This window comes from Pontibacter sp. JAM-7, from assembly GCF_048548695.2.
Taxonomy (GTDB): domain Bacteria; phylum Pseudomonadota; class Gammaproteobacteria; order Pseudomonadales; family Balneatricaceae; genus Neptuniibacter.
Window position 1 is genome coordinate 99,469 of record NZ_JBLYIF020000003.1, and the last position, 25,683, is coordinate 125,151.

Annotated in this window: 28 protein-coding genes; 16 read left to right on the forward strand and 12 right to left on the reverse strand. The window is 53.4% G+C overall.

Annotation, left to right across the window (positions count from 1 at the left end):
- Positions 1-7: 7 nt before the first annotated feature.
- Positions 8-1,675 carry an energy-dependent translational throttle protein EttA gene (ettA, locus tag ACFVYJ_RS04900; RefSeq protein ID WP_419413923.1) on the reverse strand — a complete coding sequence of 556 codons (1,668 nt, stop codon included), beginning with the start codon at positions 1,673-1,675 and terminating at the stop codon, positions 8-10.
- An 835-nt stretch (positions 1,676-2,510) separates the two neighbouring features.
- Here ettA and glyA point away from each other — a divergent pair.
- The 9 genes from glyA (at position 2,511) to ACFVYJ_RS04945 (ending at position 9,730) form a co-directional block, all read left to right on the forward strand.
- Entirely contained in the window at positions 2,511-3,767 is a 1,257-nt protein-coding gene (gene glyA, locus ACFVYJ_RS04905; protein ID WP_419413924.1) for a serine hydroxymethyltransferase, read from the forward strand.
- Positions 3,768-3,922: 155 nt separating this feature from the next.
- Positions 3,923-4,405, forward strand: coding sequence for a transcriptional regulator NrdR (gene nrdR, locus ACFVYJ_RS04910; RefSeq protein ID WP_419413925.1), 483 nt, complete (start codon positions 3,923-3,925; stop codon positions 4,403-4,405).
- Positions 4,398-5,528, forward strand: coding sequence for a bifunctional diaminohydroxyphosphoribosylaminopyrimidine deaminase/5-amino-6-(5-phosphoribosylamino)uracil reductase RibD (gene ribD / locus ACFVYJ_RS04915; RefSeq protein WP_419413926.1), 1,131 nt, complete (start codon positions 4,398-4,400; stop codon positions 5,526-5,528). The genes nrdR and ribD overlap by 8 nt, the downstream gene beginning before the upstream one ends.
- Positions 5,528-6,193, forward strand: coding sequence for a riboflavin synthase (locus ACFVYJ_RS04920; RefSeq protein WP_419413927.1), 666 nt, complete (start codon positions 5,528-5,530; stop codon positions 6,191-6,193). The genes ribD and ACFVYJ_RS04920 overlap by 1 nt, the downstream gene beginning before the upstream one ends.
- Positions 6,194-6,212: 19 nt before the next feature.
- Positions 6,213-7,331 carry a bifunctional 3,4-dihydroxy-2-butanone-4-phosphate synthase/GTP cyclohydrolase II gene (ribBA, locus tag ACFVYJ_RS04925; protein WP_419413928.1) on the forward strand — a complete coding sequence of 373 codons (1,119 nt, stop codon included), beginning with the start codon at positions 6,213-6,215 and terminating at the stop codon, positions 7,329-7,331.
- Between the two features lie 15 nt (positions 7,332-7,346).
- Entirely contained in the window at positions 7,347-7,820 is a 474-nt protein-coding gene (ribH, locus tag ACFVYJ_RS04930; RefSeq protein ID WP_419413929.1) for a 6,7-dimethyl-8-ribityllumazine synthase, read from the forward strand.
- Between the two features lie 6 nt (positions 7,821-7,826).
- On the forward strand, positions 7,827-8,300 hold the full coding sequence (nusB, locus tag ACFVYJ_RS04935) for a transcription antitermination factor NusB (protein ID WP_419413930.1): 474 nt from the start codon (positions 7,827-7,829) through the stop codon (positions 8,298-8,300).
- Positions 8,287-9,249, forward strand: coding sequence for a thiamine-phosphate kinase (thiL, locus tag ACFVYJ_RS04940; RefSeq protein WP_419413931.1), 963 nt, complete (start codon positions 8,287-8,289; stop codon positions 9,247-9,249). Before nusB ends, thiL begins: the two co-directional genes overlap by 14 nt.
- Position 9,250: 1 nt before the next feature.
- A complete protein-coding gene (locus tag ACFVYJ_RS04945; RefSeq protein ID WP_419413932.1) occupies positions 9,251-9,730 on the forward strand; it encodes a phosphatidylglycerophosphatase A family protein in 480 nt (159 codons plus the stop codon).
- Here the strand turns inward: ACFVYJ_RS04945 and ACFVYJ_RS04950 are convergent.
- From ACFVYJ_RS04950 to ACFVYJ_RS04960, 3 genes are read right to left on the reverse strand one after another with little or no spacing between them, the layout of a single operon-like run.
- Positions 9,707-11,500, reverse strand: coding sequence for a 1-deoxy-D-xylulose-5-phosphate synthase (locus ACFVYJ_RS04950; protein ID WP_419413933.1), 1,794 nt, complete (start codon positions 11,498-11,500; stop codon positions 9,707-9,709). The two genes, ACFVYJ_RS04945 and ACFVYJ_RS04950, sit on opposite strands and share 24 nt — an antisense overlap.
- A gap of 3 nt (positions 11,501-11,503) precedes the next feature.
- A complete protein-coding gene (locus tag ACFVYJ_RS04955; protein WP_419413934.1) occupies positions 11,504-12,382 on the reverse strand; it encodes a polyprenyl synthetase family protein in 879 nt (292 codons plus the stop codon).
- A 2-nt stretch (positions 12,383-12,384) separates the two neighbouring features.
- Positions 12,385-12,627 (reverse strand): exodeoxyribonuclease VII small subunit, encoded by a 243-nt coding sequence (locus ACFVYJ_RS04960; protein WP_419413935.1) that lies wholly within the window; start codon positions 12,625-12,627, stop codon positions 12,385-12,387.
- A gap of 233 nt (positions 12,628-12,860) precedes the next feature.
- Between ACFVYJ_RS04960 and pomA the strand changes: the two genes are divergently transcribed.
- Both pomA and ACFVYJ_RS04970 read left to right on the forward strand, forming a co-directional pair.
- Positions 12,861-13,619, forward strand: coding sequence for a flagellar motor protein PomA (gene pomA / locus ACFVYJ_RS04965; protein WP_419413936.1), 759 nt, complete (start codon positions 12,861-12,863; stop codon positions 13,617-13,619).
- 18 nt (positions 13,620-13,637) lie between these two features.
- Complete coding sequence (locus ACFVYJ_RS04970; RefSeq protein WP_419413937.1) at positions 13,638-14,576, forward strand: MotB family protein; 939 nt, start codon at positions 13,638-13,640, stop codon at positions 14,574-14,576.
- A 56-nt stretch (positions 14,577-14,632) separates the two neighbouring features.
- Here ACFVYJ_RS04970 and ACFVYJ_RS04975 read toward each other — a convergent pair whose 3' ends face one another.
- From ACFVYJ_RS04975 to ectA, 7 genes are all read right to left on the reverse strand, one after another.
- Entirely contained in the window at positions 14,633-14,938 is a 306-nt protein-coding gene (locus ACFVYJ_RS04975) for a c-type cytochrome (protein ID WP_419413938.1), read from the reverse strand.
- 191 nt (positions 14,939-15,129) lie between these two features.
- Positions 15,130-15,333: a hypothetical protein gene (locus ACFVYJ_RS04980; protein WP_419413939.1), complete on the reverse strand. Its 204-nt coding sequence runs from the start codon at positions 15,331-15,333 to the stop codon at positions 15,130-15,132.
- Positions 15,334-15,399: 66 nt separating this feature from the next.
- Entirely contained in the window at positions 15,400-15,693 is a 294-nt protein-coding gene (locus ACFVYJ_RS04985) for a hypothetical protein (RefSeq protein ID WP_419413940.1), read from the reverse strand.
- A 126-nt stretch (positions 15,694-15,819) separates the two neighbouring features.
- A complete protein-coding gene (locus ACFVYJ_RS04990) occupies positions 15,820-17,247 on the reverse strand; it encodes an aspartate kinase (protein WP_419413941.1) in 1,428 nt (475 codons plus the stop codon).
- 64 nt (positions 17,248-17,311) lie between these two features.
- Positions 17,312-17,707, reverse strand: a complete 396-nt coding sequence (locus ACFVYJ_RS04995) for an ectoine synthase (protein ID WP_419413942.1) — start codon at positions 17,705-17,707, stop codon at positions 17,312-17,314.
- A gap of 14 nt (positions 17,708-17,721) precedes the next feature.
- Positions 17,722-19,005 carry a diaminobutyrate--2-oxoglutarate transaminase gene (ectB, locus tag ACFVYJ_RS05000; protein WP_419413943.1) on the reverse strand — a complete coding sequence of 428 codons (1,284 nt, stop codon included), beginning with the start codon at positions 19,003-19,005 and terminating at the stop codon, positions 17,722-17,724.
- Positions 19,006-19,042: 37 nt separating this feature from the next.
- Positions 19,043-19,534, reverse strand: coding sequence for a diaminobutyrate acetyltransferase (gene ectA / locus ACFVYJ_RS05005; RefSeq protein ID WP_419413944.1), 492 nt, complete (start codon positions 19,532-19,534; stop codon positions 19,043-19,045).
- A 263-nt stretch (positions 19,535-19,797) separates the two neighbouring features.
- Between ectA and ACFVYJ_RS05010 the strand changes: the two genes are divergently transcribed.
- Positions 19,798-20,325: a MarR family winged helix-turn-helix transcriptional regulator gene (locus ACFVYJ_RS05010; RefSeq protein ID WP_419413945.1), complete on the forward strand. Its 528-nt coding sequence runs from the start codon at positions 19,798-19,800 to the stop codon at positions 20,323-20,325.
- Positions 20,326-20,338: 13 nt separating this feature from the next.
- On the opposite strand, the gene zntB is transcribed toward ACFVYJ_RS05010, so the two are convergent.
- Complete coding sequence (zntB, locus tag ACFVYJ_RS05015; RefSeq protein WP_419413946.1) at positions 20,339-21,313, reverse strand: zinc transporter ZntB; 975 nt, start codon at positions 21,311-21,313, stop codon at positions 20,339-20,341.
- A 134-nt stretch (positions 21,314-21,447) separates the two neighbouring features.
- On the opposite strand from zntB, the gene ACFVYJ_RS05020 reads away from it, so the two are divergent.
- Genes ACFVYJ_RS05020 through ACFVYJ_RS05035 form a run of 4 tightly spaced genes read left to right on the forward strand, consistent with a single transcriptional unit; the run spans position 21,448 to position 25,654 of the window.
- Positions 21,448-22,572: an efflux RND transporter periplasmic adaptor subunit gene (locus ACFVYJ_RS05020; protein WP_419413947.1), complete on the forward strand. Its 1,125-nt coding sequence runs from the start codon at positions 21,448-21,450 to the stop codon at positions 22,570-22,572.
- Positions 22,569-23,261 carry an ABC transporter ATP-binding protein gene (locus tag ACFVYJ_RS05025; protein ID WP_419413948.1) on the forward strand — a complete coding sequence of 231 codons (693 nt, stop codon included), beginning with the start codon at positions 22,569-22,571 and terminating at the stop codon, positions 23,259-23,261. Before ACFVYJ_RS05020 ends, ACFVYJ_RS05025 begins: the two co-directional genes overlap by 4 nt.
- The gene (locus ACFVYJ_RS05030) at positions 23,212-24,471 is read left to right on the forward strand and encodes an ABC transporter permease (RefSeq protein ID WP_419413949.1); all 1,260 of its coding nucleotides are present in this window, start codon (positions 23,212-23,214) and stop codon (positions 24,469-24,471) included. The genes ACFVYJ_RS05025 and ACFVYJ_RS05030 overlap by 50 nt, the downstream gene beginning before the upstream one ends.
- Entirely contained in the window at positions 24,458-25,654 is a 1,197-nt protein-coding gene (locus ACFVYJ_RS05035; protein ID WP_419413950.1) for an ABC transporter permease, read from the forward strand. The genes ACFVYJ_RS05030 and ACFVYJ_RS05035 overlap by 14 nt, the downstream gene beginning before the upstream one ends.
- Positions 25,655-25,683 lie beyond the last annotated feature (29 nt).

A 25,683-nucleotide genomic window follows, 5' to 3' on the forward strand; every position in this document is an offset into this window, starting at 1 on the left:
TCACATCTTAGCCAAGATCAGTCATACGTTTGTACTTGATCCGCTCTGGCTGATGTTCTTTGCCATAACGGCGTTTGTAGTCAGCCTGGTACTCGGTGTAGTTGCCTTCGAAAAACTCCACTTTAGAGTCACCTTCATACGCCAGCATATGGGTACAGATACGGTCGAGGAACCAGCGGTCATGCGAGATCACTACTGCACAACCCGGGAATGCCAGTAAGGCTTCTTCCAGAGCACGCAGGGTTTCGATATCCAGATCGTTGGTTGGTTCGTCCAGCAGTAGCACGTTACCGCCTTCCTTGAGCAGTTTGGCCATATGCAAACGGTTACGCTCGCCGCCGGACAGGTCTTTGACAAATTTCTGCTGATCGCCACCTTTGAAGTTGAAACGGCCGCAGTAAGCGCGGGCTGGTGTCTGATAATTGCCAACTGTGATGATGTCCTGACCGTCAGAGATCTCCTCAAATACGGTTTTACTGCCATCCAGGTCACGGTCCTGGTTGACGTATGCCAGCTGCACCGTGGAGCCAATTTCGATCTCACCGGAATCGGGTTGTTCTGCACCGGCGATCATCCGGAACAGGGTGGATTTACCGGCACCGTTACCGCCGATAATGCCAACAATCGCACCCTGTGGGATGGAGAAGCTGAGGTCTTCAAACAGCACCTTGTCACCATAGGCTTTGGCGATGTTGTTGGCATCAATGACTTTCTCGCCCAGGCGAGGGCCAGGTGGGATATAGATCTCCTGGGTTTCGTTACGGCTCTGAAACTCTTTGGAGTTCATCTCTTCAAACTGTTTCAGGCGCGCTTTGGATTTGGCTTGGCGACCTTTCTGACCCTGACGAACCCACTCCAGCTCGGAAGCAACCGCTTTGCGATGAGAGGCTTCCTGTTTGGCTTCCTGTTCCAGTCGCTGCTCTTTCTGTTCCAGCCAGGAGGAATAATTGCCCTCGTACGGAATACCGTGGCCACGGTCCAGTTCCAGAATCCAGCCGGCCGCATTGTCGAGGAAGTAACGGTCGTGGGTGATTGCCACAACGGTGCCCGGATATTCGTGCAGGAAGCGTTCAATCCAGGCCACGGACTCGGCGTCCAAGTGGTTGGTTGGTTCGTCCAGCAAGAGCATGTCCGGCTTTTCCAGTAGCAGGCGGCACAGCGCTACCCTGCGGCGTTCACCGCCAGACAGGTGTTTAACCTCTGCATCCCATGCTGGCAGGCGCATGGCGTCGGCAGCACGCTCCAGAGCAGCATCAAGGTTGTGGCCATCTTTTGCTTGAATCAGGTTTTCCAGCTCCGCCTGTTTTTTTGCCAGGGCATCAAAGTCGGCCTCAGGCTCGGCATAAGCGGCGTACACCTGGTCCAGCTGGTCCAGTGCGCCTTTCACATCAGAAACCGCTTCTTCCACCACTTCGCGCACGGTTTTGCTGTCATCCAGCTGCGGTTCCTGCGGCAGGTAACCCACCTTAATGCCGGGCATAGGGCGCGCTTCACCAAGAATTTCAGTGTCGAGGCCTGCCATGATACGAAGTAGAGTGGACTTACCTGCACCATTGAGACCTAAGACACCGATTTTTGCGCCTGGGAAAAATGAGAGGGAAATATCTTTGAGAATTTCACGTTTAGGCGGTACCACTTTGCCCACGCGATTCATTGTATATACGTACTGTGCCATGCACTAACCTGCGTCGATTATGAAACGAATGGGCGAATTTTAGCCGAAAGCTGCAATCAATGGCTATTTTGATTCGGGTCAATATTTTGGTTTAGCGCTTTTTGGGCGGGTTCCCGACTGAAATTGAGCAGGGAGTGCCAAGCATGCGGCGATCAGTCGCAAGCGTATGCGGAGGTGATGCAGATGGGAGACCTAAGACGATTTAACAGTTTGTTTGACGATACCCTTTTCAACCATTTCTTTCATCCTGCCAGTAGAAGAGGGTGAGCGCACCCCAGCCATGGATGTGCGCGAGTCAGAGTAAGGCTCTGGCATTGAACTGGACCTGTCGGGCGTTAGCAAGCGGATATCCAATTCAGTGTAGATAACGGGGTGCGACGATTCAGGCAGAAACCCGTAATGAGGTAAAAGAGGAAAAAGATGGCAGATTGATCCGCCGGTAGCGTCACTACGGGCAGTATGTAAGACGCCTGTTGGTCGGTGATCGTATTGACCACGGGCCATCAAAGCGCATGTTGCCGTGGGTGTATTGCCCCTTGAACTGCCAACACAGGTACCACAACCAGAACAGAGCAGAGCAATCGCCATTGAGTAGGTGTATACCTCGTTATCCGGTCCGGGCCGCATCGCCCGGGCTTTCGCGTTTTTAGCTCAGGAGTGTGCTTGAGAATAATTGAAGTACGTCTGAGGCGGTTTCATGTGCCAGTTGCGCCGTTTTTGGGTATAATCCGCGTTTTCTAATTTCCCGAAATGTTCAGCCAAGCCAACCTACCGCTTCTATCGGACCTGGCGCTGTACGGGGATCATCTTGCCTTAGTTAGGGGACAGAGAGCCGATGTTTAGCAAAGATATGACCATCGCCGATTTTGATGCAGATCTGTGGGCTGCGATGCAGGCGGAAGCCGTGCGTCAGGAAGAGCATATTGAACTGATTGCTTCCGAAAACTACACCAGTCCGCGTGTAATGCAGGCGCAGGGTTCTGTGCTAACCAACAAATATGCTGAAGGCTACCCTAACAAGCGTTATTACGGCGGCTGTGAGCATGTTGATGTGGTTGAACAACTGGCTATCGACCGTGCTTGTGAGCTGTTTGGTGCGACCTATGCCAATGTACAGCCGCATTCCGGTTCTCAGGCTAATGCCGCCGTTTACATGGCGTTATGCCAGCCGGGCGATACCATCTTGGGTATGAGCCTGGCGCACGGTGGTCACCTGACGCATGGTGCTGCGGTATCGTTCTCCGGCCGTATTTATAACTCAGTGCAGTATGGGTTGAATACTGAAACCGGTGAAATTGATTACGCTGAAGTTGAGCGCCTGGCACAGGAACACCAGCCGAAAATGATCATCGCTGGTTTCTCGGCGTACTCCCGTGTGGTGGACTGGCAGCGGTTCCGTGATATTGCTGACCAGGTAGGTGCTTACCTGTTTGTTGATATGGCGCACATTGCCGGTCTGGTTGCAGCAGGTGTTTATCCTTCACCGGTACAGATTGCCGATGTCGTTACTACTACTACCCATAAAACTCTGGGTGGCCCACGCGGTGGTCTGATTCTGTCTGCCCGTGCTGATGAAGACTTGCAGAAAAAACTGAATTTCGCAGTCTTCCCTGAATCTCAGGGCGGCCCACTGATGCACGTGATCGCAGCCAAAGCCGTGTGTTTCAAAGAAGCGATGGAGCCTGAGTGGCAGGCGTATCAGGCGCAGGTGGTTAAGAATGCTCAGGCCATGGCTGATACGTTCCAGAGCCGCGGCATCAACATCGTGTCCGGTGGTACCGACGATCACCTGTTCCTGGTGGATCTGATCGACAAGGATATTACGGGTAAAGATGCTGATGCAGCCCTGGGCCGCGCTAACATTACGGTGAACAAGAATGCGGTACCAAATGATCCGCGTTCTCCGTTTGTCACTTCCGGTCTGCGTATTGGTACCCCAGCGGTAACCCGTCGTGGGTTTAAAGAGACGGAAGTGAGCGATCTGGCTAACTGGATCTGCGATATCCTGGATGACATCACCAACGAAGAGACTATCGCCCGAGTGAAAACTCAGGTGAAAGAGGTTTGTTCACGTTACCCGGTTTACAAATAAGCAGTTGCAACGGTGCTGTTCGTCAGTGCCGGAAAAATGTACAATTCCCGGCGGCGCCTGATAGCAGAGCGCCGCTTTTTTATCTCTGGTAATACCCGGAAATAACGTTCTTTATTTGCGGCCGGTAAGGCCCACGCTCTTTTTGGAAACTGACCATGCAATGTCCGTTTTGCGGTGCCAATGAAACCAAGGTGGTGGATTCCCGGCTGGTGGCTGAGGGTCAGCAGGTCCGCAGGCGACGTGAGTGTGTCACCTGTAACGAGCGTTTTACCACATTTGAATCTGCCGAGTTATTGATGCCCCGGGTTATCAAGGCAGACGGCACCCGTGAACCTTTTGATGAAGATAAGCTTCGGGCCGGTATCCACCGGGCGCTGGAAAAGCGCCCTGTTTCTATTGAAGAATTCGAAGCCTCTGTCAGTCGTATCAAACACCGCCTGCGTGCTACCGGTGAGCGCGAGTTACCCTCACGTGAATTGGGCGAAGCAGTGATGGCTGAGCTGCGTAAGCTGGATGAAGTCGCTTATGTGCGCTTTGCGTCTGTCTATCGCAGCTTCCAGGACATCAACGAATTTAAAGAAGAGATAGAGCGTCTATCTGCCGGTCATGCCAGCCAGAATGGAGACAATGATGGCTGATTGGACGGTAGCAGATCGCACCTATATGGCGCGTGCCCTGCAGCTGGCGGCTAAGGGAACCTGGACGACAGACCCGAACCCCAGAGTTGGGTGCGTGTTGGTGCATGGTGGACGCATTGTCGGTGAGGGTTATCACCGCAGAGCGGGTGAAGGCCATGCAGAGGTTAATGCTCTATCCCAGGCCGGTAGTTCAGCCAACGGGGCAACTGCTTATGTCACGCTTGAACCCTGCAGTCATTTTGGCCGTACACCGCCCTGCGCAGAAGCGTTGATTAATGCCGGTGTGAGCCGGGTGGTGTCCGCCATGGTTGATCCGAATCCGCAGGTGGCTGGCCGTGGTATCGAACGCTTGCAAGCTGCGGGCATCGAAACCCAGAGTGGTTTGCTTGAGGCGGAGGCCGCATCACTGAATCCCGGATTTATCAAGCGGATGAGAACCGGTCTGCCTTTTGTGCGGGTTAAGCTGGCAAGTAGTCTGGACGGGCGCACCGCGATGGATTCAGGAGAGTCTCAGTGGATCACTGGTCCTGCGGCCCGCGCTGATGTCCAACAGCTTAGAGCGCGCAGCTCAGCGGTGCTGACCGGAGTTGAGTCTATTCTGCATGATGACTCGGCACTGACAGTGCGTAGTAATGAGCTGAAACTGGCGGATGCCGAGGCAATCGCCCAACGTCAGCCGTTGCGGGTAGTCCTCGATTCCAGGGCAAGGCTGCCTATGACCGCGCGTATTTTGCAGCAGCCGGGCCGGACGATGGTGGTGACCTGCTCTGAGGATACAGCCGCACTGACACAAGCGGGCGCCGAAGTGAAACAATTTGCTGCTGACAGCGATGGTCGGGTGCCTTTATTGCCTCTGCTGCGCTGGCTGGCAGCAGAACAGCAGTGTAATGAGTTATTGGTGGAAACCGGCGCTAATCTGGCTGGGGCCTTGTTGCAGGCACAAGTGGTAGACGAGCTGGTGGTTTATCAGGCGATGACCCTGCTGGGCAGTGACGCTCGCCCGTTGGTATCTCTGCCCTTGACTAAAATGCAGCAGCAGGTACGGTTGCAGCGTCTGGATAGCCGTTGGCTGGGAGATGACTTGAAGCTGACTTTACGACCTGAATACGGAGCGGCACACTGATGTTTACCGGAATCATCGAAGCGATTGGTGAAATTGCCGCGGTGGCGGAAACTGGCGGCGACCTGCGCCTGTATGTGCGCACCGGCGCGCTGGATCTGGCGGATGTAAAACTGGGTGACAGTATTGCCACCAATGGTGTGTGCTTGACCGCCGTGGCGTTGCCTGGCGATGGTTTTGTGGCTGATGTGTCCCGCGAGACGCTTAGCCATACCCGTTTCACCCGCCTGCAGGTGGGTGAGAAAGTAAATTTGGAAAAAGCGATGTTGCCGACGACCCGCTTTGGTGGCCATATTGTCAGTGGTCATGTGGATGGCGTTGGCGTGATTCTGTCACGGCAGGAAGATGCACGCTCAATTCGTTTCACCCTGCAGGCACCGGTAGCATTGCAGCGTTACCTGGTGGCAAAAGGCTCGGTGACGGTAGATGGTGTCAGCTTGACGGTGAATAGCGTCGAAGGGTGTGACTTTGTGCTTAACATTGTGCCCCATACTGCGCAAGAAACCATCATTGATGGTTATCAAACAGGTCAGCAGGTGCATCTGGAAGTGGATATTATTGCCCGCTATCTGGAAGGCTTGCTGGGGCAGGTAAAAGATAATAACGATAACAATAGCCAAGGGTTGACGCTGGATAAGCTGTCGGCTGCAGGCTTTATGCACCGCTGAGTGCGAATGACGGATAGATATGGAACTGAATACACCTGAAGAACTGATAGAGGATATTCGCCAGGGCCGGATGGTCATTCTGATGGATGATGAAGATCGGGAAAACGAAGGCGATTTGGTGATGGCTGCTGAAATGGTGCGCGCCGAAGATATTAACTTTATGGCCACCCACGCTCGGGGCCTGATCTGCCTGACGCTGACCCGTGAGCGTTGCAAACAGCTGCAACTGCCATTGATGGTGCAGAGTAACGGTGCCCAGTTTTCAACCAACTTTACGTTGTCGATTGAAGCCGCAGAGGGTGTGACTACAGGCATTTCGGCCGCAGACCGTGCTCACACCGTCCGTGTCGCGGTAAAACATGCTGCCAAACCAGCAGATATCGTTCAGCCAGGACATATCTTCCCGCTGATGGCGCAACCCGGTGGTGTACTGAGTCGGGCGGGACATACCGAGGCCGGCTGTGATCTGGCGCGCCTGGCGGGCCATACTCCGGCTGCAGCGATCGTTGAAATCATGAATGAAGATGGCACCATGGCGCGTCGTCCGGATCTGGAACTGTTTGCGCAGAAACATAACCTGAAGATCGGCACCATCGCAGACCTGATTCATTATCGCACTACCAATGAACATACAGTCACTCGCGAAGCGGAAACGTTGTTGCCGACTGAGTATGGTGATTTCCGCTGTGTCACCTACCGTGATGAGATTCAGGGTTGTACCCATCTGGCAATGCTACTGGGGGATATCACCCCGGAAGATCCAACCATGGTGCGGGTACATATCCGCACGGAAGTGCTGCGCGATGTGATCGGTGTTAAAACCGGCGAGGAAACCAAGTGGACAGTCCGCCGTGCCATGGAGCGTGTGGCGCAAGAAGGCAAAGGCGTGGTCGTGCTGCTGGACAGTGGTCAACGCTATGATCTGGGTACTGCACTGGATGTAGTACTGAACCGGCCTAACCGGACCAAGACTAATGATATCAGCGCTTCGGGTGCCTACCTGACGGTAGGGACTGGCTCTCAGATATTGCGTGATCTGGGTATCAGGCGGATGCGCTTGCTCAGTTCACCGATGAAATTTAATGCAATCTCCGGCTTTGATCTGGAGATTGAAGAATATATTCCCTGTGAAGACTAACAAGGCGGATACAGAATGGCTGTAACAACCTATGAAGGTGATTTCGTCAATGTCGATGGCAAATATGCCATCGTGGTTGGCCGGTTCAATGCGTTTGTCGTGGAAAGCCTGCTGGAAGGCGCGCTGGATACCCTGAAACGTCACGGTGTCAGTGAAGACAATATCCGTATCGTACGGGTGCCCGGTGCATTTGAAATTCCGCTGGCGGTACAACGTCTGGCTGCGCAAAAGCAGGATGATGCCATCATCGCCCTGGGTGCGGTCATCCGTGGTGGTACGCCGCATTTTGAATATGTTTCAGGCGAAAGCTCTAAAGGTGTGGCCCAGGTGTCTCTGGAATATAACATTCCGGTAGCCAACGGCATCCTGACGGTCAACAGCATCGAGCAGGCAGTAGAACGTTCCGGTACCAAGATGGGCAATAAAGGCGCAGAAGCTGCCTTGTCTGCTTTGGAAATGGTCAGCCTGCTGAAGCAGCTTGAGGTCTGATCGGGGATGAGCGAACCTACCTCCAAGCCAAAGAAAGCGAAAAAAGCCTCTCTGACAAACCAGCGCCGCCAGGCTCGCAGCTATGCTTTGCAAGCGCTGTATCAATGGCAGATTGCTGGTCAGCCAGTGAATGAAATTGAAGCCCAGTTTCGGGTGGAAAATGATATGAGCGATACCGATATCAAACTGTTCTCTGAACTGCTGCACGGTATTGCTGCCAGTAAATCTGATCTGGATACGCTGTTTGTCGATTATCTGGATCGGCGTATTGATGAGCTGGATCCGATTGAGTTGACGGTGTTGCGCATAGGGGCGTTTGAGCTGTCTAAACGCATTGAAGTGCCCTATCGCGTGGCGATCAACGAAAGCGTCGAATTGGCGAAGATCTATGGCGCCACTGACAGCCATCGTTACGTCAACGGGGTGTTGGATAAATTGGCGCAACGCGTGCGTATGGCTGAGGTTCGTGCGAAGCGCTGACATGGGTGAGTTTGAGCTGATAAGGCAGTTTTTTGTCCGACAATCAGCCGATACATCTGTGGTATTGGGGGTAGGTGATGATTGTGCTGTTCTTCAGCCTGTACCCGATCAACAACTGGTGCTTTCTATCGATACCCTGGTGGAAGGCACTCACTTCCTGCCCGATACGCCGCCTGAACTGATTGCGCGTCGCCTGATGGGGGCCGCGGTAAGTGACTTGGCGGCAATGGGTGCCCAGCCAGCCTGGCTGACCCTGGCGCTTACCCTGCCCAAAGCTGACCCTGCCTGGTTGGCACCGTTTGCAGATGCCCTGTTTGATTGTTGCCAGCAATGGGGATTAAGTCTGATTGGGGGGGATACTACCCGGGGGCCACTCACGGTGACCGCTCAGGTGCATGGCTGGGTACCAAACAATGAAGCGTTGACTCGCGGCGGTGCTCGACCTGGCGATCTGGTGTTGGTCAGTGGCACGCTTGGCGATAGCCGTGCTGGCCTGGAAACCTTACTGCAACCGCAGGCGGTTAATGCGGATCTGAGTTATCTACAGCAACGTTTTTATGCGCCTGAACCGCGTTTGGGCTTGGGACAGTCGCTGCGTGGACTGGCTTCAAGTTGCATTGATCTGTCTGATGGTTTGGTTGCAGACCTTGGTCATCTGTTGAATATGGCTCAGTGTGGCGCAGAAATAGAACTCAGCAAGCTGCCGCTTTCGCCACAAATACAGCGCAACTTTCCGGCACCGACCTGCCTCGAATGGGCTTTGTCAGGGGGGGAGGATTTTGAGCTTTGCTTTACCCTACCCGAAGCGCACTTGCCCTTATTAGAACAACAACCGGTGACGGTGATTGGCCGGATCACCTCAGGCTCCGAGTTGATCCTGTTGCACCAGGGTAAACCACAACCGTTAACTGTGGCGGGGTTTGATCACTTTGCCCCCAAAAAGGCATGACATGAGTAAACATTGTCCCGCGTCAGTTTGGCGTAACCCGATTCACTTTCTGGCGTTTGGTTGTGGCAGTGGTGCTATCCCCAAAGCCCCGGGCACCTTTGGTACCCTGGCCGCCATCTTGCCCTATCTGTGGTTGCAGCATTTGAGTCTGCCCTGGTACTTGCTGATGCTGTTGCTGACCACGCTGGTGGGGATCTGGTTGTGTGACCGGACGGCAAAGGACCTGGGCGTACATGATCACGGCGGGATTGTCTGGGATGAGTTTGTTGGCTTCTGGTTGACGATGACCTTGGCACCGGCGGGCTGGACCTGGATAGTGCTGGGTTTTGTCCTGTTTCGAATCTTCGATATTCTCAAACCCTGGCCGATTGGCTGGGTTGATCGCAAGGTATCCGGGGGCTTGGGTATTATGCTGGATGATCTGCTGGCAGGGGTGTATGCCGCGCTGGTACTGCAGTTACTGGTGTTCAGTTTTAACTGAAGCTAGTCGCAACTCAATGGCTGCAGCAATACCAGAGCTGTCCAGGCCGCACATAGCCAACTGTTCTGGCCTGGATGCATGAGCGATCCAGCGGTCGGGAATACCCAGGCATAGCAGTTCGCTGTCTAACTGAGCTTGATGCAAATACTCACTTACCGCTGAACCCGCACCCCCGGCTATAGCATGGTCTTCAATGGTTACCAGCAACGGATGTGCTTCGGTTAACTGTTTGATGCATGACTGATCGAGGGGTTTTACGAAGCGCATATCTACCAGGGTATAGTTATGTTGCTTGGCTACGTGCATGGCCTGGTGTAATAACGGCCCGAAGTTCAGCAATGCGACACCATGACCCTGATGCAGGACCTGTGCTTGCCCCAGTGTGAGCGGGGTGTCTTGAGCCGATACTGGATCCGGTGCTGCGCCTCGAGGGTAACGCACTGCCGCTAATCCGGGCAGCTTATAGCCCAAACTCAGCATAGCCTGAAGCTCAGTGCCATCGGACGGTGTCATTATCACTGTCTCTGGTAGGCAGCGCAGCATGGCAATATCAAAGCAACCGGCATGGGTGGCACCGTCTTCACCTACCAACCCGGCGCGGTCGAGTGCCAATAACAGATCAAGTTTTTGCAATGAGGCATCGTGAATCAGCTGGTCATAGGCGCGTTGCAAAAAGGTAGAGTAGATGGCTACTACCGGTTTGGCGCCTGTGCAAGCCATCCCGGCGGCTAACGTCAGCGCATGCTGTTCTGCAATGGCAACATCAAAATAGCGTTCAGAGAACTGCTCCGAAAAGGCGATCAGGTCCGAACCTTCGCGCATGGCGGGAGTGATGGCGCTTAAGCGCGGGTCATTGGCTGCGGTGGCACAGATCCATTCACTAAACAGGTTTGAGAAGCTGGGTCTTTTTGGCTGTTTGCGGCCTTTAATTGGCTCAATTTTAGTTAGGGAGTGGTAGCCCACCGGGTCGGCTTCTGCAGGAGCGAAGCCTTTGCCTTTGCGGGTGAGAATATGCAGAAACTGTGGGCCATCACGCTCAAGTGCTGCCTGCAGTGCCGGTAGCAATTGGTTAAAGTCATGACCATCGATGGGGCCGCTGTAATGAAAATCCAGGGCCTCGAACAGTGCTGAAGTGGTATCGCCCGCAGTTTGGTTTTTCAGGTTTTTCGCCAGATAAGTTGCCAGTCCGCCTTCATTGCGGGAGATCGACATATCATTGTCGTTGAGAATAACCAGTATATTGGCATGGGTGTGTGCCGCATGGTTGAGGGCTTCAAACGCCATTCCCGCAGTCATTGCACCATCGCCAATCACGGCAACGGTTTTGCGGCACTGGCCAAGGATTCGGTCAGCCAGTGCCATGCCAAGGGCGGCACTGATGGATGTGCTGGAATGCCCGACACCAAAGCTGTCATATTCACTCTCATCCCGTTTCGGGAAGGGTGAGGGGCCGCCGGCTTTACGAATGCGGGTGAGTTGCTCTCTGCGCCCAGTCAGAATTTTGTGGGGGTAGCACTGGTGCCCGACATCCCATACCAGGTGATCTTCCGGTGTTTGTAATAGGTAATGCAGGGCAACTGTAAGCTCAATCACTCCCAAGCCGGCTCCAAAATGACCGCCACTCTGGCCAACGCTGTACAACAGATAGGCACGCAGCTCTTCTGCTAGTTGTGGCAGCTGGCCGCTGCTTAATTGACGCAGTTGAGAAGGCTGTTCGATCTGATCGAGCAGTGGCGTGTCTGGGCGTTGGCTGGGAATGGCATGAAACATCGCTTAATGATCCCTCGCTACGATAAAGTCAGCCAAGGCGGCCAGGTGTTGGCTGTTAGGTAGATCAGTTAATGCTGCGAGAGCCTGGGCATGGAGCTCGGTCAGTTTGGCTTTGGCCGCAGCCATGCCAAGCAGTGCAGGGTAGGTAGGTTTGTGCTGTGCCTGGTCTGATCCGGCGGGTTTACCAATCTGTTCCACGCTACCCTCAACATCCAGAATGTCATCCTGGACTTGAAATGCCAGCCCGATGGCATCGGCATAGCGACTCAATGCATCCAGCTGCGGCTGGCTTGCCTGTCCGCTGCATTGCGCGCCCATGCGCACTGCAGCCTTCAGAAGTGCGCCGGTTTTGTGCTGATGCATCGCTTCTATCTGAGGCAGGGTAAGTGGTTGACCGACATGGCGTAGGTCAAAAGCTTGGCCGGCAACCATGCCGTGGTGGCCAGCAGCTTGGCTCAGCGTGTCGATCAATGCTAATCGGCAGTTGGCTGGCAGTTGGCTGGCATTGCAGAGTAATTCAAATGCGAGGCACTGTAAGGCATCCCCTGCAAGAATTGCGGTGGCTTCGTCAAAGGCGACATGGCAGCTGGGTTTGCCCCGGCGCAGGTCGTCATCGTCCATCGCCGGCAGGTCGTCATGAACCAGAGAATAGCTGTGGATGCATTCAATCGCAGCGGCGGCCTGGTCAGCCTGTTGGTCGCCGCCCCCCAGCATCTGGTTAACCAGATAAATCAACGCCGGGCGTATGCGCTTGCCTCCATTGAATAGGCTGTAGCGCATCGCCTCTTGCAGGCGCGGTTCGATGCCCTCGGAAATGATCAGTGCATCCAAATAGTGATCAATACGCTGCTGGTAGTGTTGCAGCAGTTCCGCAATGGCCAAGATCAGGTGTCCTTGTGCTCAGTGAACGGTTGCGTGGTGAGTTCACCGTTTTTTTCGACCAAAAACTGCACTTTTTGTTCGGCCTCATTGAGGACCTCTTGGCATTGGCGGGTCAGCTGAACACCATCTTCAAAGGCCTTCAGCGCCTCTTCCAGTGACAGATCGCCCTGTTCCATTTGGGTAACCAGTGTCTCCAGAGCGGTAAGGGAGTGCTCAAAATCAGGCGCGTTCTTTTTGCGTGGCATATTGTCTGCTTATTCTTGGTTGATAGACGCGGTTTGCAAGGCGTCCGGCCTGGCCGGATGCCGCCCGAAGGTGTTGTAATCGGACGGTTTTACACTAACTAACGTCAATTATACGGAAATTCTGCCGTTATACATTCTTAGCAGATGAATGGTCATGCATTTTTGCTATGATGACCATCTTGTTTTTGGGGCAAACCCTATTTTCCTCTCCGGTTATGATGAAGGAGCATTGAGTGGATATCGCAACACTCGTCGGCTTGTTGGGTGGTTTTGGTATCGTTGTTGCCGCCATGGTCATGGGCGGAGATGTTGGTATTTTTGTCAACCCCCCCTCGCTGCTGATCGTGATCGGCGGCAGCATCTTTGTCGTGCTAATGAAATATACCCTGGGTCAGTTTTTGGCCGCCGGTAAAGTTGCCGCCAAAGCCTTCATGTTCAAATCGGTAAACTCGGAAGATATTATCGCTGAAACAGTGGAAATGGCTGATGCTGCTCGGAAAGGTGGCCTGCTGTCGCTGGAAGACAAAGAGGTCAGCAGTGATTTTATGCAGCGAGGTATCCAGTTGCTGGTGGATGGCCATGACCCGGAGGTGGTGAAAACGCTGCTCCACAAGGAAGCCAAACTGACCAGTGATCGGCATGAGTTTGGTGCCTCTATCTTTAGTGCTATGGGTGATGTCGGCCCCGCCATGGGGATGATTGGTACGCTGGTGGGTCTGGTACAGATGCTCTCCAATATGAGTGATCCTAAATCCATTGGCCCAGCAATGGCGGTGGCGCTGTTAACGACCCTGTACGGTGCCATGATGGCCAACATGATTTGTATTCCGATGGCTGACAAGCTTAAGGTGCGTCGTAATGAGGAAGCTCTGAATAACGCGCTGATCATCGACGGTTTACTGGCGATTCAGGCGGGCCAGAATCCGCGGGTAATCGAACAGATGCTGCGTAATTACCTGCCGGGTAAAAAGCGTGAGACGGTTGAAGAATAAGTTCGGAGCGAAGTCGAAATGAGTGACGATACCGAACACGAATGTCCTCCCTGTCAGCCTGGGCTTCCCGCCTGGTTGGCGACCTTTGGCGACTTGATGTCGCTATTGATGTGTTTCTTTGTTTTATTGCTGTCGTTTTCTGAGATGGACGTGCTTAAGTTTAAGCAGCTTGCCGGCTCCATGCGCGAAGCTTTTGGTGTGCAAAATCAAATCAAGGTTGAGGATATTCCTAAGGGTACTTCTATCATTGCGCAGGAATTCAGTCCGGGGCGGCCGGAACCGACGCCATTGAATGAAATCCGCCAGATGACGATCAATAATGATATGAACACCCTGGATATCCGCTCCAAGCAGGATGACAGTGATATTAAGGATAAGTTGGAAGAGCAGCTTGAGCAGTTACGAGAGATGCTGGAGCAGGAAGCCAAGGAAGAAGCGGTTGAATTTGCCAAGGTGCTGGCCCGGGAGATTGGCGACGGCAGTGTCGAAGTTGAAACCGATGGCAAGAAAATCATTATTCGGATTAAGGAGAAGGGGTCTTTTGACTCCGGATCTGCCGACCTGCGCTATGAGTCTATTCCAGTGTTGGCGAAAATTCGTGATGTGTTACTCAATGTTAAAGGTAAGGTAGCGATTGAGGGTCACAGCGATAATATCCCCTATTCAGGACAGGCGTTTGAGTCTAATTGGGATCTGTCGGTTGCCCGGGCCTTGGCTGTAGGCCATGAATTGTTTGCTGACCCACGTATGGACCAGTCTCGCTTCCGGGTGCTGGGTTATGCCGATACTAAACCACTGGTGCCCAACAATAGTCGGGAAAACCGCTCACGTAACCGCCGGGTCGAGATTATTGTGCAGAAAGGTAGTGACGAGGAGTCACTGGAAAAGATTCAAGCGACTCAGCCTGATGATCCGAATGCTGAGCTGATTGATTTGCTGCCGCAGGAGATATTCTGAGTTTGGCAGTAACAAAAAAAACCGCCAGTTGGCGGTTTTTTTACGCTGTTCAGAATTTACTTGGAGTTTTCGACCATAAAGCTGATAGCGGATTTTAATTCACTGTCAGTACAGTCCATGCACATGCCACGTGGAGGCATTGCATTCAGGCCTTCATCGGCATGTTTGTAAAGCATTTCTTCGCCCTGAGCTACACGAGGTGCCCACTCGTCAGCCTTGCCGACCATAGGCGCTCCCGCGACACCGCTTGCGTGGCATGCTGCACATTTGGTGTTGTATACAGTTGCGCCATCACGTTCTGCCATAGCTGCAGCTGGCAACAACATGGCAGCAAAGGCTGCGCCGATCAGTGCTTTTTTCATTGTAATTTTCCTTTGTTGCTGATGGGTTTCAGATCAGTGCGATGCAGCAGGGTGCCGCCACACCTATCTATAGAGGATTAATACACCAAGCTGCTTGAACAGTATCTGAATCGGAAATGGATTTATTGTCAACAGAGAAAAAGCAGAATTATGCTTTAGGAGAGGGGTAGGCTGGTGAAACGCGGGTGATTTTAGTGCTTCAGTCGCATAGCGTAGCTGGCTTGTGCTTGTTGGCTCTGCAGTTGACGGGTCACTTTTTGTTGCTGTTGGTGGTAGGTGGCAATGGCCTGATCGATAACCGCATGGGGTGCGATGACCAGTGTGCGGATCTCATTTTCTGAATAGCCATTATTGAGTAACTGAATCAGGTGACGGTGCAAAGTAGTGTGTGACATGGTCTGCTCCAATGATAATTTTCTCGGATCATCTCATGGCCGTGTGACAGTAATATGTCCGTTGTGCTAATTGTCGGCTGGTGGGGTGGGGCTGGCATTTACTGCGAGCTGGGTCAGTGATTGGTAAAGACTGACCACGCCGGCGGCAAAGGGTTGAATTTCGGGCTGATTATGCGCCAGACTTTGCAGGTTTTGCACCTGGCCAAAGAGCTGCTCCAGAAACGCAATGTCCTGGTCTTCTAGATCAGCGTCCTGTTCGAGCCGTTCTTTTAAGGCAAATGCTTTGGGCAGAAGCTTTTCCTCAAAATGGATAATCAAAACGGCAGCACTGCCAGTCAGTTGATTTGTTCGTTGATCCATGGAGAAACCTCCCTGGACTTTGAGTGATGCTGGCCACGTGAGGCCGCAGGTGATTGCTGGTTACAGCATAGCAAACTTGCACAGATGGCAAGGGAAAAAGGGTGCTCAGTGAGCACCCTTAGATGATCAGGCTGCGCCGCGTATCACGTTACCATGATCTTCGGCTTCAACCAGCGCCGCATGCAGCGCGCGAATCGCAGGTTCATAGTCGCTTTCTGCCACTACACACTGCATCTCTACCTGACGTAGGGTCTGATGCAAGGCCAGGATGCTGATATCTGCTTTCGATAGCGCGCCCACTGTGCGGGCCAGCATACCTTTTACTTTGATGTCGGAACCAATCGCCGAGATTAGGGCAATGTTGTGCACATTGACTTCGGCCGAGGGGTAGTCTTCTTCGATCAGGCGCACGATACGGTTGATCATCTTGCGGTTGCCGGCAACATAGAAGGTGATGCTATTGGCATCGGCCTCTTTGTTAACCAGATCCATCTTCAGTCGGCGCAGCAGGCCGGTGATGCCAATATCGTATTCTGGATTGCCCAGCATCTCCTGATCGAAAACTTCGATGCCGAAGACATCTCGTCGACCGGCAATGATCTCAACGCAGGGACGAGGGTTGCAGTAATTCTGACTGATCAGGGTACCGCCATGTTCTGGCTCAAATGTATTCTTGATGCGTAACGGAATACCTGCCTGGCGCAGACCACGGGCTGCCTTGGGGTGGATCGCTTCCATACCGAGGTTAGACAGCTGGTCGGCAACATCAAAGTTACTCATGCCCAGAGTCACGACTTTGTCTTCCCCGACAATGCGTGGATCGGCGCTGCTGAGGTGGAACTCTTTATGAATAATCGCTTCGTCCGCATTCAGTGCGGTGGATATTCGCGAGAAGGTCATTTCGCTGTAGCCACGGTCAAAGGTCTTCATCAGCCGTTCCTGGCAGTGGGTATAACCGGTAGCGATCAGCATCTCCTGAGATGGATCAAGGTCAGCAAAAGACTGACGAATCATGTCATCAAAGAGTAGTGGTGATTCCAGGTTCCAGCCGGTCAGGTCGACCATGCGGGCGTTAATGCCGTGTTGCTTCAGCAGCAGTACAGAGTTGAATGCACTGTGTGCCTCACCAATCGAGGCGAGCATTTCACGCACAGTTTCCAACTGGCTTTCCAGCTGGAAATGGCCGTAGGAACAAAGGTTATGCAGGCTTTGCATGCAGCCGGCAGCGCCTTCTATCCGGTGTTCGATAAAGTCGTTAGCCTGCTTTAGCTCGGCACCAGTGAACATCTGATGGTTGATCTGCAGCAGTTTGTCGCGTGCTTCCAGCAGTTGCTGGTACCAGGCGTCTTCCTGCTCGGCTTCAGCGAAACAACTGTAAACACCGGAGGCGCCGGATTTTTTATGTTCCAGCAGCAGGTCGGTCACGCCGCTGTATGCGGACACAACAAATATTCGGTTATAAACAGAACCGTTTTTTTGATACAGCCAGATATTGTTGAGTACGTCGATGTGACGGCTCATTGAAGTGCCGCCAATTTTCTCTACGCTTAACATGTTGATCCCCGGCGGCATCGCGTGCCGCCTTTTATTCTGTATTTAATACGGTGTTACAAATGCCTTAAGAAACGGTGTCGGCTTCCAGTGGGTAAACGCCACTTTCGTCGTGAACTTCTTTACCATTCAAAGGCGGATTGAACACGCAGGCCAGCTCCATCTCTTCGGACGCGCGCAGCAGGTGCTCGTCGTTCTTGTCCAGAATGTAGATGGTGCCTGGTTCAATGGTGTGAATCTTGCCATCGGTCAGCGTTTCCACTTCACCTTTACCACTGATGCAGTACACCGATTCCAGGTGGTTCTGATACCAGATATGGGTTTCAGTACCGGCAAAGATCGTCGTGATGTGGAAGGAAAAGCCCATCTGATCATTTTTCAGCAGTAGACGGGTGCTTTCCCAGTTGTCTGAACGAACGCGACGATCAGACTGGCGTGCTTCGGATAATTTGCGAACAATCATCGTTTCTCTTTTCCTCAGGATGCAGCGGCATCGGATTTAGCAGCATTGGACTTGGCAGCAGCAAAGGCCTGTTCCAGAATGTCCATGCCTTTGCTTAGGTCGTCTTGGCTGATGGTCAGCGGTGCAAAGCACTTCACTATCTGATCACGGTTGCCGCAGGTTTCGATCACCAGGCCGCGTTTAAAGGACTCAGCGACAACGTCATCTGCCAGTTCACCATCGGGGCATTCGATGCCGCTCATCATGCAACGGCCTTTAACGTGTAGCGATGATGGGCCAAAACGGTCACAAATCTTACGCATGCGCTGACGTACGAATTCGCCTTTCTGTTTGATCTCTTCAGAAAACTCTTTGGTTTCCCAGAAAGTACGCAGTGCTTTACTGGCGGTAATAAATGCGTGGTTGTTGCCGCGGAAGGTGCCGTTATGTTCGCCGGGTTTCCAGATATCCAGCTCTTTACGGAATACAGTCACTGCCAGAGGCAAGCCGAAACCGCTGAGGGACTTGGACAGAGTAATAATGTCTGGTTTAACGCCTGATGCTTCAAAGCTGAAGAAGTCGCCAGAACGACCGCAGCCAGCCTGAATGTCATCAATAATCAGCAGCATGTCATGCTTATCGCACAACTTACGCAGCTTGCGTAACCATTCAGGCGACGCAACGTTCAGACCACCTTCACCCTGAATGACTTCAAGAATGACGGCTGCTGGATGATCGATACCGCTGCTTGGGTCCTGCAGCAGTTTATCCATCATATCCAGGGTGTCTACCTGATCGCCGAAGTAACCGGCGTAAGGCATACGTACGACATTGTGCAGAGATGTCCCGGCACCGCCACGGTGATGCTGGTTACCTGTGCAGCTAAGCGCGGCACCGGATACGCCGTGGAAACCATTGGTAAAGGCGATGACAGCTTCACGGCCGGTATGTTTGCGTGCCAGTTTCAGAGCCGCTTCAACCGCATTGGTGCCGGTTGGGCCGGTGAACTGAATAACATAGTTATTAAGACCACGTGGTTGCAGGATCACTTCCTGCAGTGTCGTGATCAGGGCCTCTTTGGCACAGGAGTGCATATCCAGGCCGTGGGTCAAACCGTCAGATTCAATGTATTCCAGCAGCGCTTGTTTCAGCTCTGGATGGTTGTGTCCATAGTTCAGGGTACCTGCACCAGCCAGAAAATCGATGTACTCCTGGCCGCTTTCGGTGAACAGGCTGGCACCCTTGGCTTTGCTGAAAACAACCGGAAAAGAGCGGCAGTAACTGCGGACTTCGGATTCATACTGTTCAAACGTATTCATAATCATTACCTGTGGTTTCTATCCATGGTTTGGTGGCTCAGGCAGTTGCCTTGGAACCACGGTAGAGCACTTCGTCATCATGCTTGCCGGCGAAGTGTTCTGCCGATGAAAAAAGGGTGTGTTTAACGACTTGCATCTGTTGTTGCTCAAAAAAACGAGCAAATAGCGTTTCAGATGCGACGTTCCCCGGTGAAATGGTGGTTTCCAGCGCCGTTGCATTACTTTGTGATGCGAACAGTTCAGTCAGCATCTTCAGTGCAATGCCTTGCCCCCGCCAATCTGGATGCAGAGCAACCTGCCAGATAAAAAGGGTGTCAGGGCGTGCGGGCGGACGGTAGCCGGAAATAAAGCCCGCAATTACGCCAGTGTCGCTTTCGGCCAAAATACAGCTATCGCTCAAGTCAGAGCACTGCAATAAATTGCAGTAAACCGAATTCTGGTCCAGTGGCGGACACTGGCTGATTAATTGGTGTACGGCATAGCCGTCTTTGGCGTTTGGCTTACGTAAACGCACAGTGGTGTTATTCATCGTATATCTAATATTTCGTAATGCGATGGATGTGAATTATACGGATTGAAAATAATTTCGCAAATTTTGGTACTTTTTTACCCATAAAAGGTGCTTTTTAGGGCAAAAAATTGATATATTGCCTTTTTTTTGAACAAAATAGATATAATTTTACTTAGTAACACTAAGTTAATAATTGGGTGAAACAGGCGATGAATGGCTTACTTAGTATGAATGTCGCGGTAAAATCGGGGTCCAATGAGTCCGAGATAGTTAGACAAGCGATGGATAAAAGTCAGGATGCACTGGTGTTATTACGCCAGATTATTCGCTCTACCGACATGCAGGAAAAACATATCAGTCGTTGTACGGGGCTCACCCTGCCACAACTGATGGTGATGCAGACTCTGCGGCAGAAAAACCACTTATCGACAGGTGAGTTAGCCAAAGAGATGGCACTGGCACAGGCAACGGTGACCAGTATTCTGGACCGGCTTGAGAAAAAGCAGCTGATTGCTCGTGAACGGGGTAAAGAAGATAAGCGCAAGGTTTGGGTTTTTCTGACAGATCAGGGCATGGAGATGATGAAAGGCGCACCCACCACCCAGCAGGATATGTTTATCCGTCGCTTTGACGATATGCAGGGCTGGGAGCAGTCGATGGTGATTGCGGCTCTTGAACGTGTTGCTTTTATGCTGGACGCCCATCACATTGACGCAGCACCCATGCTGGATATTGGTCAGCTTGACCGGCACCTTGAGCCGGTGCAACCGAGTTATATTCAGGACGAATCCAAGAACGACCACTCCTGACCGGCGGCTGGGTTTACACCCAGCCTTTACGTCGGAAATACCATAGCTGCAGTATGACCAAAATCAGCAATACTGCGCTGAACCACCAGAAAGCGGCGCTACTCTCGGTACCGGGAATGCCGCCGATATTCACCCCTAACATCCCAGTTAGAAAACCTAATGGCAGAAACACCGCTGCCACCAGTGATAGCACATACATGCGGCTGTTCATCTGTTCAGACAGTTGGTTGCCCAGCTCTTCCTGTGATACCGCTGCCCGATCCCGTACCGAGTCCAGATCTTCCAGATAGCGAATCAGATGGTCCGTGACTTCCCGCAGGCTTTGTCGGTGCTGGTCGGTCAGCCAGTTAATACGCAGGGTCTGCAGTTGCATCATTGCTTCCCGTTGCGGTGCCAGATAGCGGCGCAGGGCTATAACCTGTCGGCGCAACCCGGATACCTGACTGCGCAGTGCTTCGCCTTGCCCGGTGAGCACCCGATCTTCGATTTCATCCACATGGTCTTCGGTATCCTGAATGGTGTTTTGCATGCGGTTGATCAGGCGGTAGGTGAGTTGGGTGATAAAATCGCCAACGTCACAGGGGCCGGTTCCGCTTTCCAGAGCATTCACCAGATCCTGTGCAGATAGCATTCGCCGCTTGCGGGTACTGATGATACGTTTACCATCACACCAGATGCGAATGCCTATCATATCCTCAGGATTCGAACCGGGGCTTAAATTGACACCGCGCAGAGCCAGTAACAGGCTGTTGTTATCCAATTGGCTGGCTCGCGGTCGGCTCTCTTCACTAAGTAACGCATCTGCCACCAGACTGTCGAGACCGCTTGCTTCCCGAATCCACTGTTGGGCGTTGCTGTCGGTGTAATCAAAGTGCAGCCAGATCGGGCCTTGGTCCGGTTGCCATTGCTCAATTTCCGACCAGGATATGGCGGTACCTCCGCCTTGACCATCTAGCTTGTATCCATACACCAGCCCCTGATTACTCATGGCTTCTTCCTCACTCTGCAGGTGTGTTGACCCGGTTATGACGCGTAAAAGGTGACAAAACCATCCGTTAGCCGCCTTGCCTGAGCATAATACAGTCTATGTTTATTACGAAAGCATATCGGTGGGGAGAACCGATGAAACAAGTTGTAGTCGTGATGGTAATCGTATTAGCGGCAGTGGTCTGGTATGCCAGCCAGGAAGAGCCAGTGTTGGTTCCCTTGCATCGGGTGTCGACAGGGGTGGTAGAGCAGATTGCCGCTAACAGCCGGGCGGGCAGTATTCGGGCATGTCACCGTTCCCGGTTGGCACTGCCACGGGGTGGCCGGGTGGAGCAGCTATTGGTGGCGGAGGGCGACCGGGTTAAACCGGGACAGTTATTGCTTCAGCTATATGATCGAGAGCAGCAGGTAAACCTGCAACAGGCTGATGTAGAGGTCCAGTTAGCTCAGCTTGAACGCCAGCAACGCTGCCAGAGTGCGGCGCTGGCTAAACGTGAGCAAACCCGTGCGCAGGGGCTGGCGGGACAGAAATTACTATCGGATGAACAGCTTGATCGTCTGGCCACAGATGCCCGGGTGCAAGCGCTGGCATGTCAACTGGCAACTGCTCAGGTCGCCCGGGCCAAGGTGATTCTAGCGCGGACCCAGGTGCTACTGGATGAGATGCAGTTACGGGCGCCTTATGCCGGTATTGTGGCGGAGATCAATGGCGAACCCGGCGAGTACACTACGCCTTCACCGCCGGGAGTGGCAACCCCGCCGGCGGTTGACTTGATTGATGACAGTTGTCTTTATGTACGAGCGCCGATTGATGAAGTTGAGGCTGCCAGTCTTAAGGTTGACCAGCCGGCCAGAATTACTTTGGATGCCTTCCGTGGCCAGAGTTTTGCCGGTTATATCAGTCGTATAGCGCCCTATGTGTCGGAATTGGAAAAACAGGCACGTACCGTCGATGTGGATGTGCTGTTTGTTCAGCCACCCGCTGGGGCAGTACTTCTGGTTGGGTATAGTGCTGATATCGAAGTGATTCTGGCGCGGCATGACACGGTGCTGAGGGTACCTACCGATACGTTACTGGAGGGTGATCGGGTACTGCGGTTTAATCCGGACGCGTCGCGGTTAGCGTCAGTTGAGGTGCAAACCGGTCTGCGTAATTGGAGCTGGGTTGAAGTTGTGTCTGGACTGAGGGATGGCGACCGTATTTTGAGCCGGTTGGATACCGTTGGAGCTGAAGCTGGCGCCAGAGTGGTGGCGGAGTGATACGGCTGGATAACCTGTGTAAGCAATACCGTCTGGGCGGCGAAACGGTGACCGCTCTGGATCATTTTTGTCTTGATGTTGCAGCGGGTGAATACCTGTCGGTGATGGGCCCGTCCGGTTCCGGGAAATCCACTTTGTTAAATATGCTGGGTCTGCTGGATCAACCGGACAGCGGAGAGTATTGGTTGAACGACGAGGCGATGTACCAACTCACCGAGGAACGGCGCGCGGGATGTCGTAACAGCCAGGTCGGTTTTGTATTCCAGGCCTATCATCTGATTGATCGGATGACAGCCCGGGAAAATATTGAACTGCCGTTGGTGCTGAATGGCACTGCTCCCGCTGAGCGCCGCCCCCAGGTGGATACACTGTTACAGCGACTGGGTTTGGATAAACATGCAGAACACCTGCCGCATCAGTTGTCCGGGGGGCAACGGCAACGGGTGGCTATCGCCAGAGCAGTCATCCGTAAACCTGCACTACTGCTGGCTGACGAACCTACCGGTAACCTCGATACTCACGCCGGGGGGGAAGTGATCGCACTGCTGGAAGAACTCAACGAGGAAGGCATTACCCTGTTGGTGGTGACTCATGACCCGGCCATTGGGGAGCGTGCAAAACGCCGCTTATGGATGCGGGATGGTCAGTTGGTCAGTGACAGCCTGGAGCACTCTGGTGCGCCTGCCTGACCTGCTGCTGTTTAATCTGCGGCTGTTGCGAAGGCAGTGGTTTCGCACTCTGATGATATTGCTTGCCACCAGTGTGGGGGTCTGCGCCGTGCTGTTATTGACCGGCCTTGGCGAGGGTGCCCGCCGCTTTGTGTTGCAGGAATTTTCGCTGCTGGGGAACGATGTGCTAATTGTCCTTCCCGGTCGTAAAGAAACCACCGGTGGATTACCGCCGTTGACCGGCGAAGGCACTCGTGACCTAACACTCGAGGATGCTGACGTTTTACGCCGCCTGCCGGGTGTGAAAGCTGTGGCACCGCTGGTGGTGGGTCTAACACCGGTACACAGTGGCGGCCGCAACCGTGAGTTAATCGTTGTCGGAACCAGTGCCAGCTTTTTTACTATCCGTGGCCTTAATACTCAAACCGGGCAGGCGTTACCTATGTTGCCTCTGGCTCAGGCCGCACCGTTGGCAGTCATTGGCACGGAAGTGCGCCGGGAGCTGCTACCTACCGGGAACCCGTTGGGAACTTGGTTGCGTGTTGGCAGTTATCGTATGCGGGTTCAGGGTATCTTGCAGGAAGAGGGAGTCTCTCTGGGCACTGATATGCGTGAAGCGGTTTTGATCCCTGTCGCCAGTGCAATGCAAATTTTTGATACTGAAGGTTTGTTCCGGTTATTTGTTCAAGTGCAGCATCCGGCGCAGATTGATACCGTGCGTCAGCGACTGGAAACCACTCTGCAACAGCGTCATGGTGGAGAACTCGATGTCACCGTAGTCACCCAGGATGCCGTGCTGGGTGTTTTTAACAAGATACTCCATCTGTTAACCCTGAGTGTCGCGACCATTGCCGCCATTAGCCTGATAGTGGCGGGCATTTTGATTATGAATATCACCCTGATTAGTGTCAGTCAGCGAACCCGTGAAATTGGCCTGCTCAAAGCGCTGGGTGCGGGTGAGCGGCAGGTGCACTGGCTGTTTCTCAGTGAGGCACTGCTATTGTCTTTGCTGGGGGCGTTGCTGGGGGTGCTGGTGGGGTATCTGGTGCTCTGGCTGGCACATAGTATCTGGCCGCAGTTTCCGGTTGCGGTGCCGCTTTGGGCGTTGCTGGGTGCGCTGGGTGTCGCGCTCGGCGTTGCGCTTTTGTTTGCCTGGCTGCCTGCGCGACGTGCGGCGAAGATGGCCCCGGTGCTGGCATTAAGAGGTGAGGTGCCGGATGCGAAGCAGTGATTTTATTCACCTGACCCTACGGGCCATGCTGACCAGTCGTTTACGCACCCTGCTAACTGTGCTGGGTATCGCCATTGGCATTGCCGCGGTGGTGCTGCTGACCACGCTGGGGCAGGGGATTCGCCTCTATGTATTGGAAAATTTTTCTCAGTTTGGCAGTCGTATTGTGGCCATTAATCCGGGCAAAACCCAAACTGGGGGTGTGGGAGGGTTATTGTCCAGTACCCGGCCTTTAAGCCTGTCGGATGCCGCCAGTCTGCGTTATCTTCCGTATGTAGAGCATGTGGTTCCGCTGGTGCAGGGAGCCGGAGCGATTGAGTTTGGCCGCCGGGTACGACATACCGATATACTTGGCGTAGGTGGCGATATGGCGGTGGCCTGGCGGTTTCCACTATTGCTGGGGCGGTTTTTGGCGGATGAGGCAGGCGCGGCGTCACAGCCCTATGCCGTATTGGGGCATAAGGTCTGGCGTGAACTGTTTGCCGGTGAGAGTCCGCTGGGCCAGTTCGTCAGGGTGGGGGGGGAACGCTATCGTGTGCGTGGTGTGATGGCAGAGAAAGGTCAGATGCTGGGGTTTGACCTGGATGACATCGTATATATACCGGTCGATAGAGCGTTGACACTGTTTAACCGGGCGGGCCTCATGGAAATTGATGTTACCTATCGCGCGGGCATTCAAACTGAGACTTTAACTGAGCTGATCCGGCAGCGTTTAATTGAACGCCATGGCAGGGAAGATTTTTCACTGATAACACAGGACCAGATGCTGGCCAGCATGGATCGTATTCTTGGCATACTCGCGGCGGCAGTGGCAGGCTTGGGCGGAATCTCATTACTGGTGGGTGCTATCGGTATCACGACTATTATGGTCACCACTGTCCGGGAGCGCCGTGCAGAAGTGGGTTTACTGAGAGCATTGGGGGCCACCTCTGCGCAGATTTTGCGTCTCTTTCTTGCCGAAGCGGTACTGTTGGCATTGCTGGGGGGGATTGTCGGTTTGCTGCTAGCGATGCTGCTGTTGACTGCGCTGGTCGTACTGCTGCCCGCGCTACCGGTGACGGTGGACCTGGTGTATTTGAGCCTGGCGCTGCTGTTGTCGGTGGTGGTTGGGTTGTTGGCAGGCGTGTTGCCAGCGCGGCAGGCGGCCCGACTTAGTCCTGTGCTGGCATTGCAGGCAGAATAACGGGTGAGCCTGCAATAGCGCTGGATATT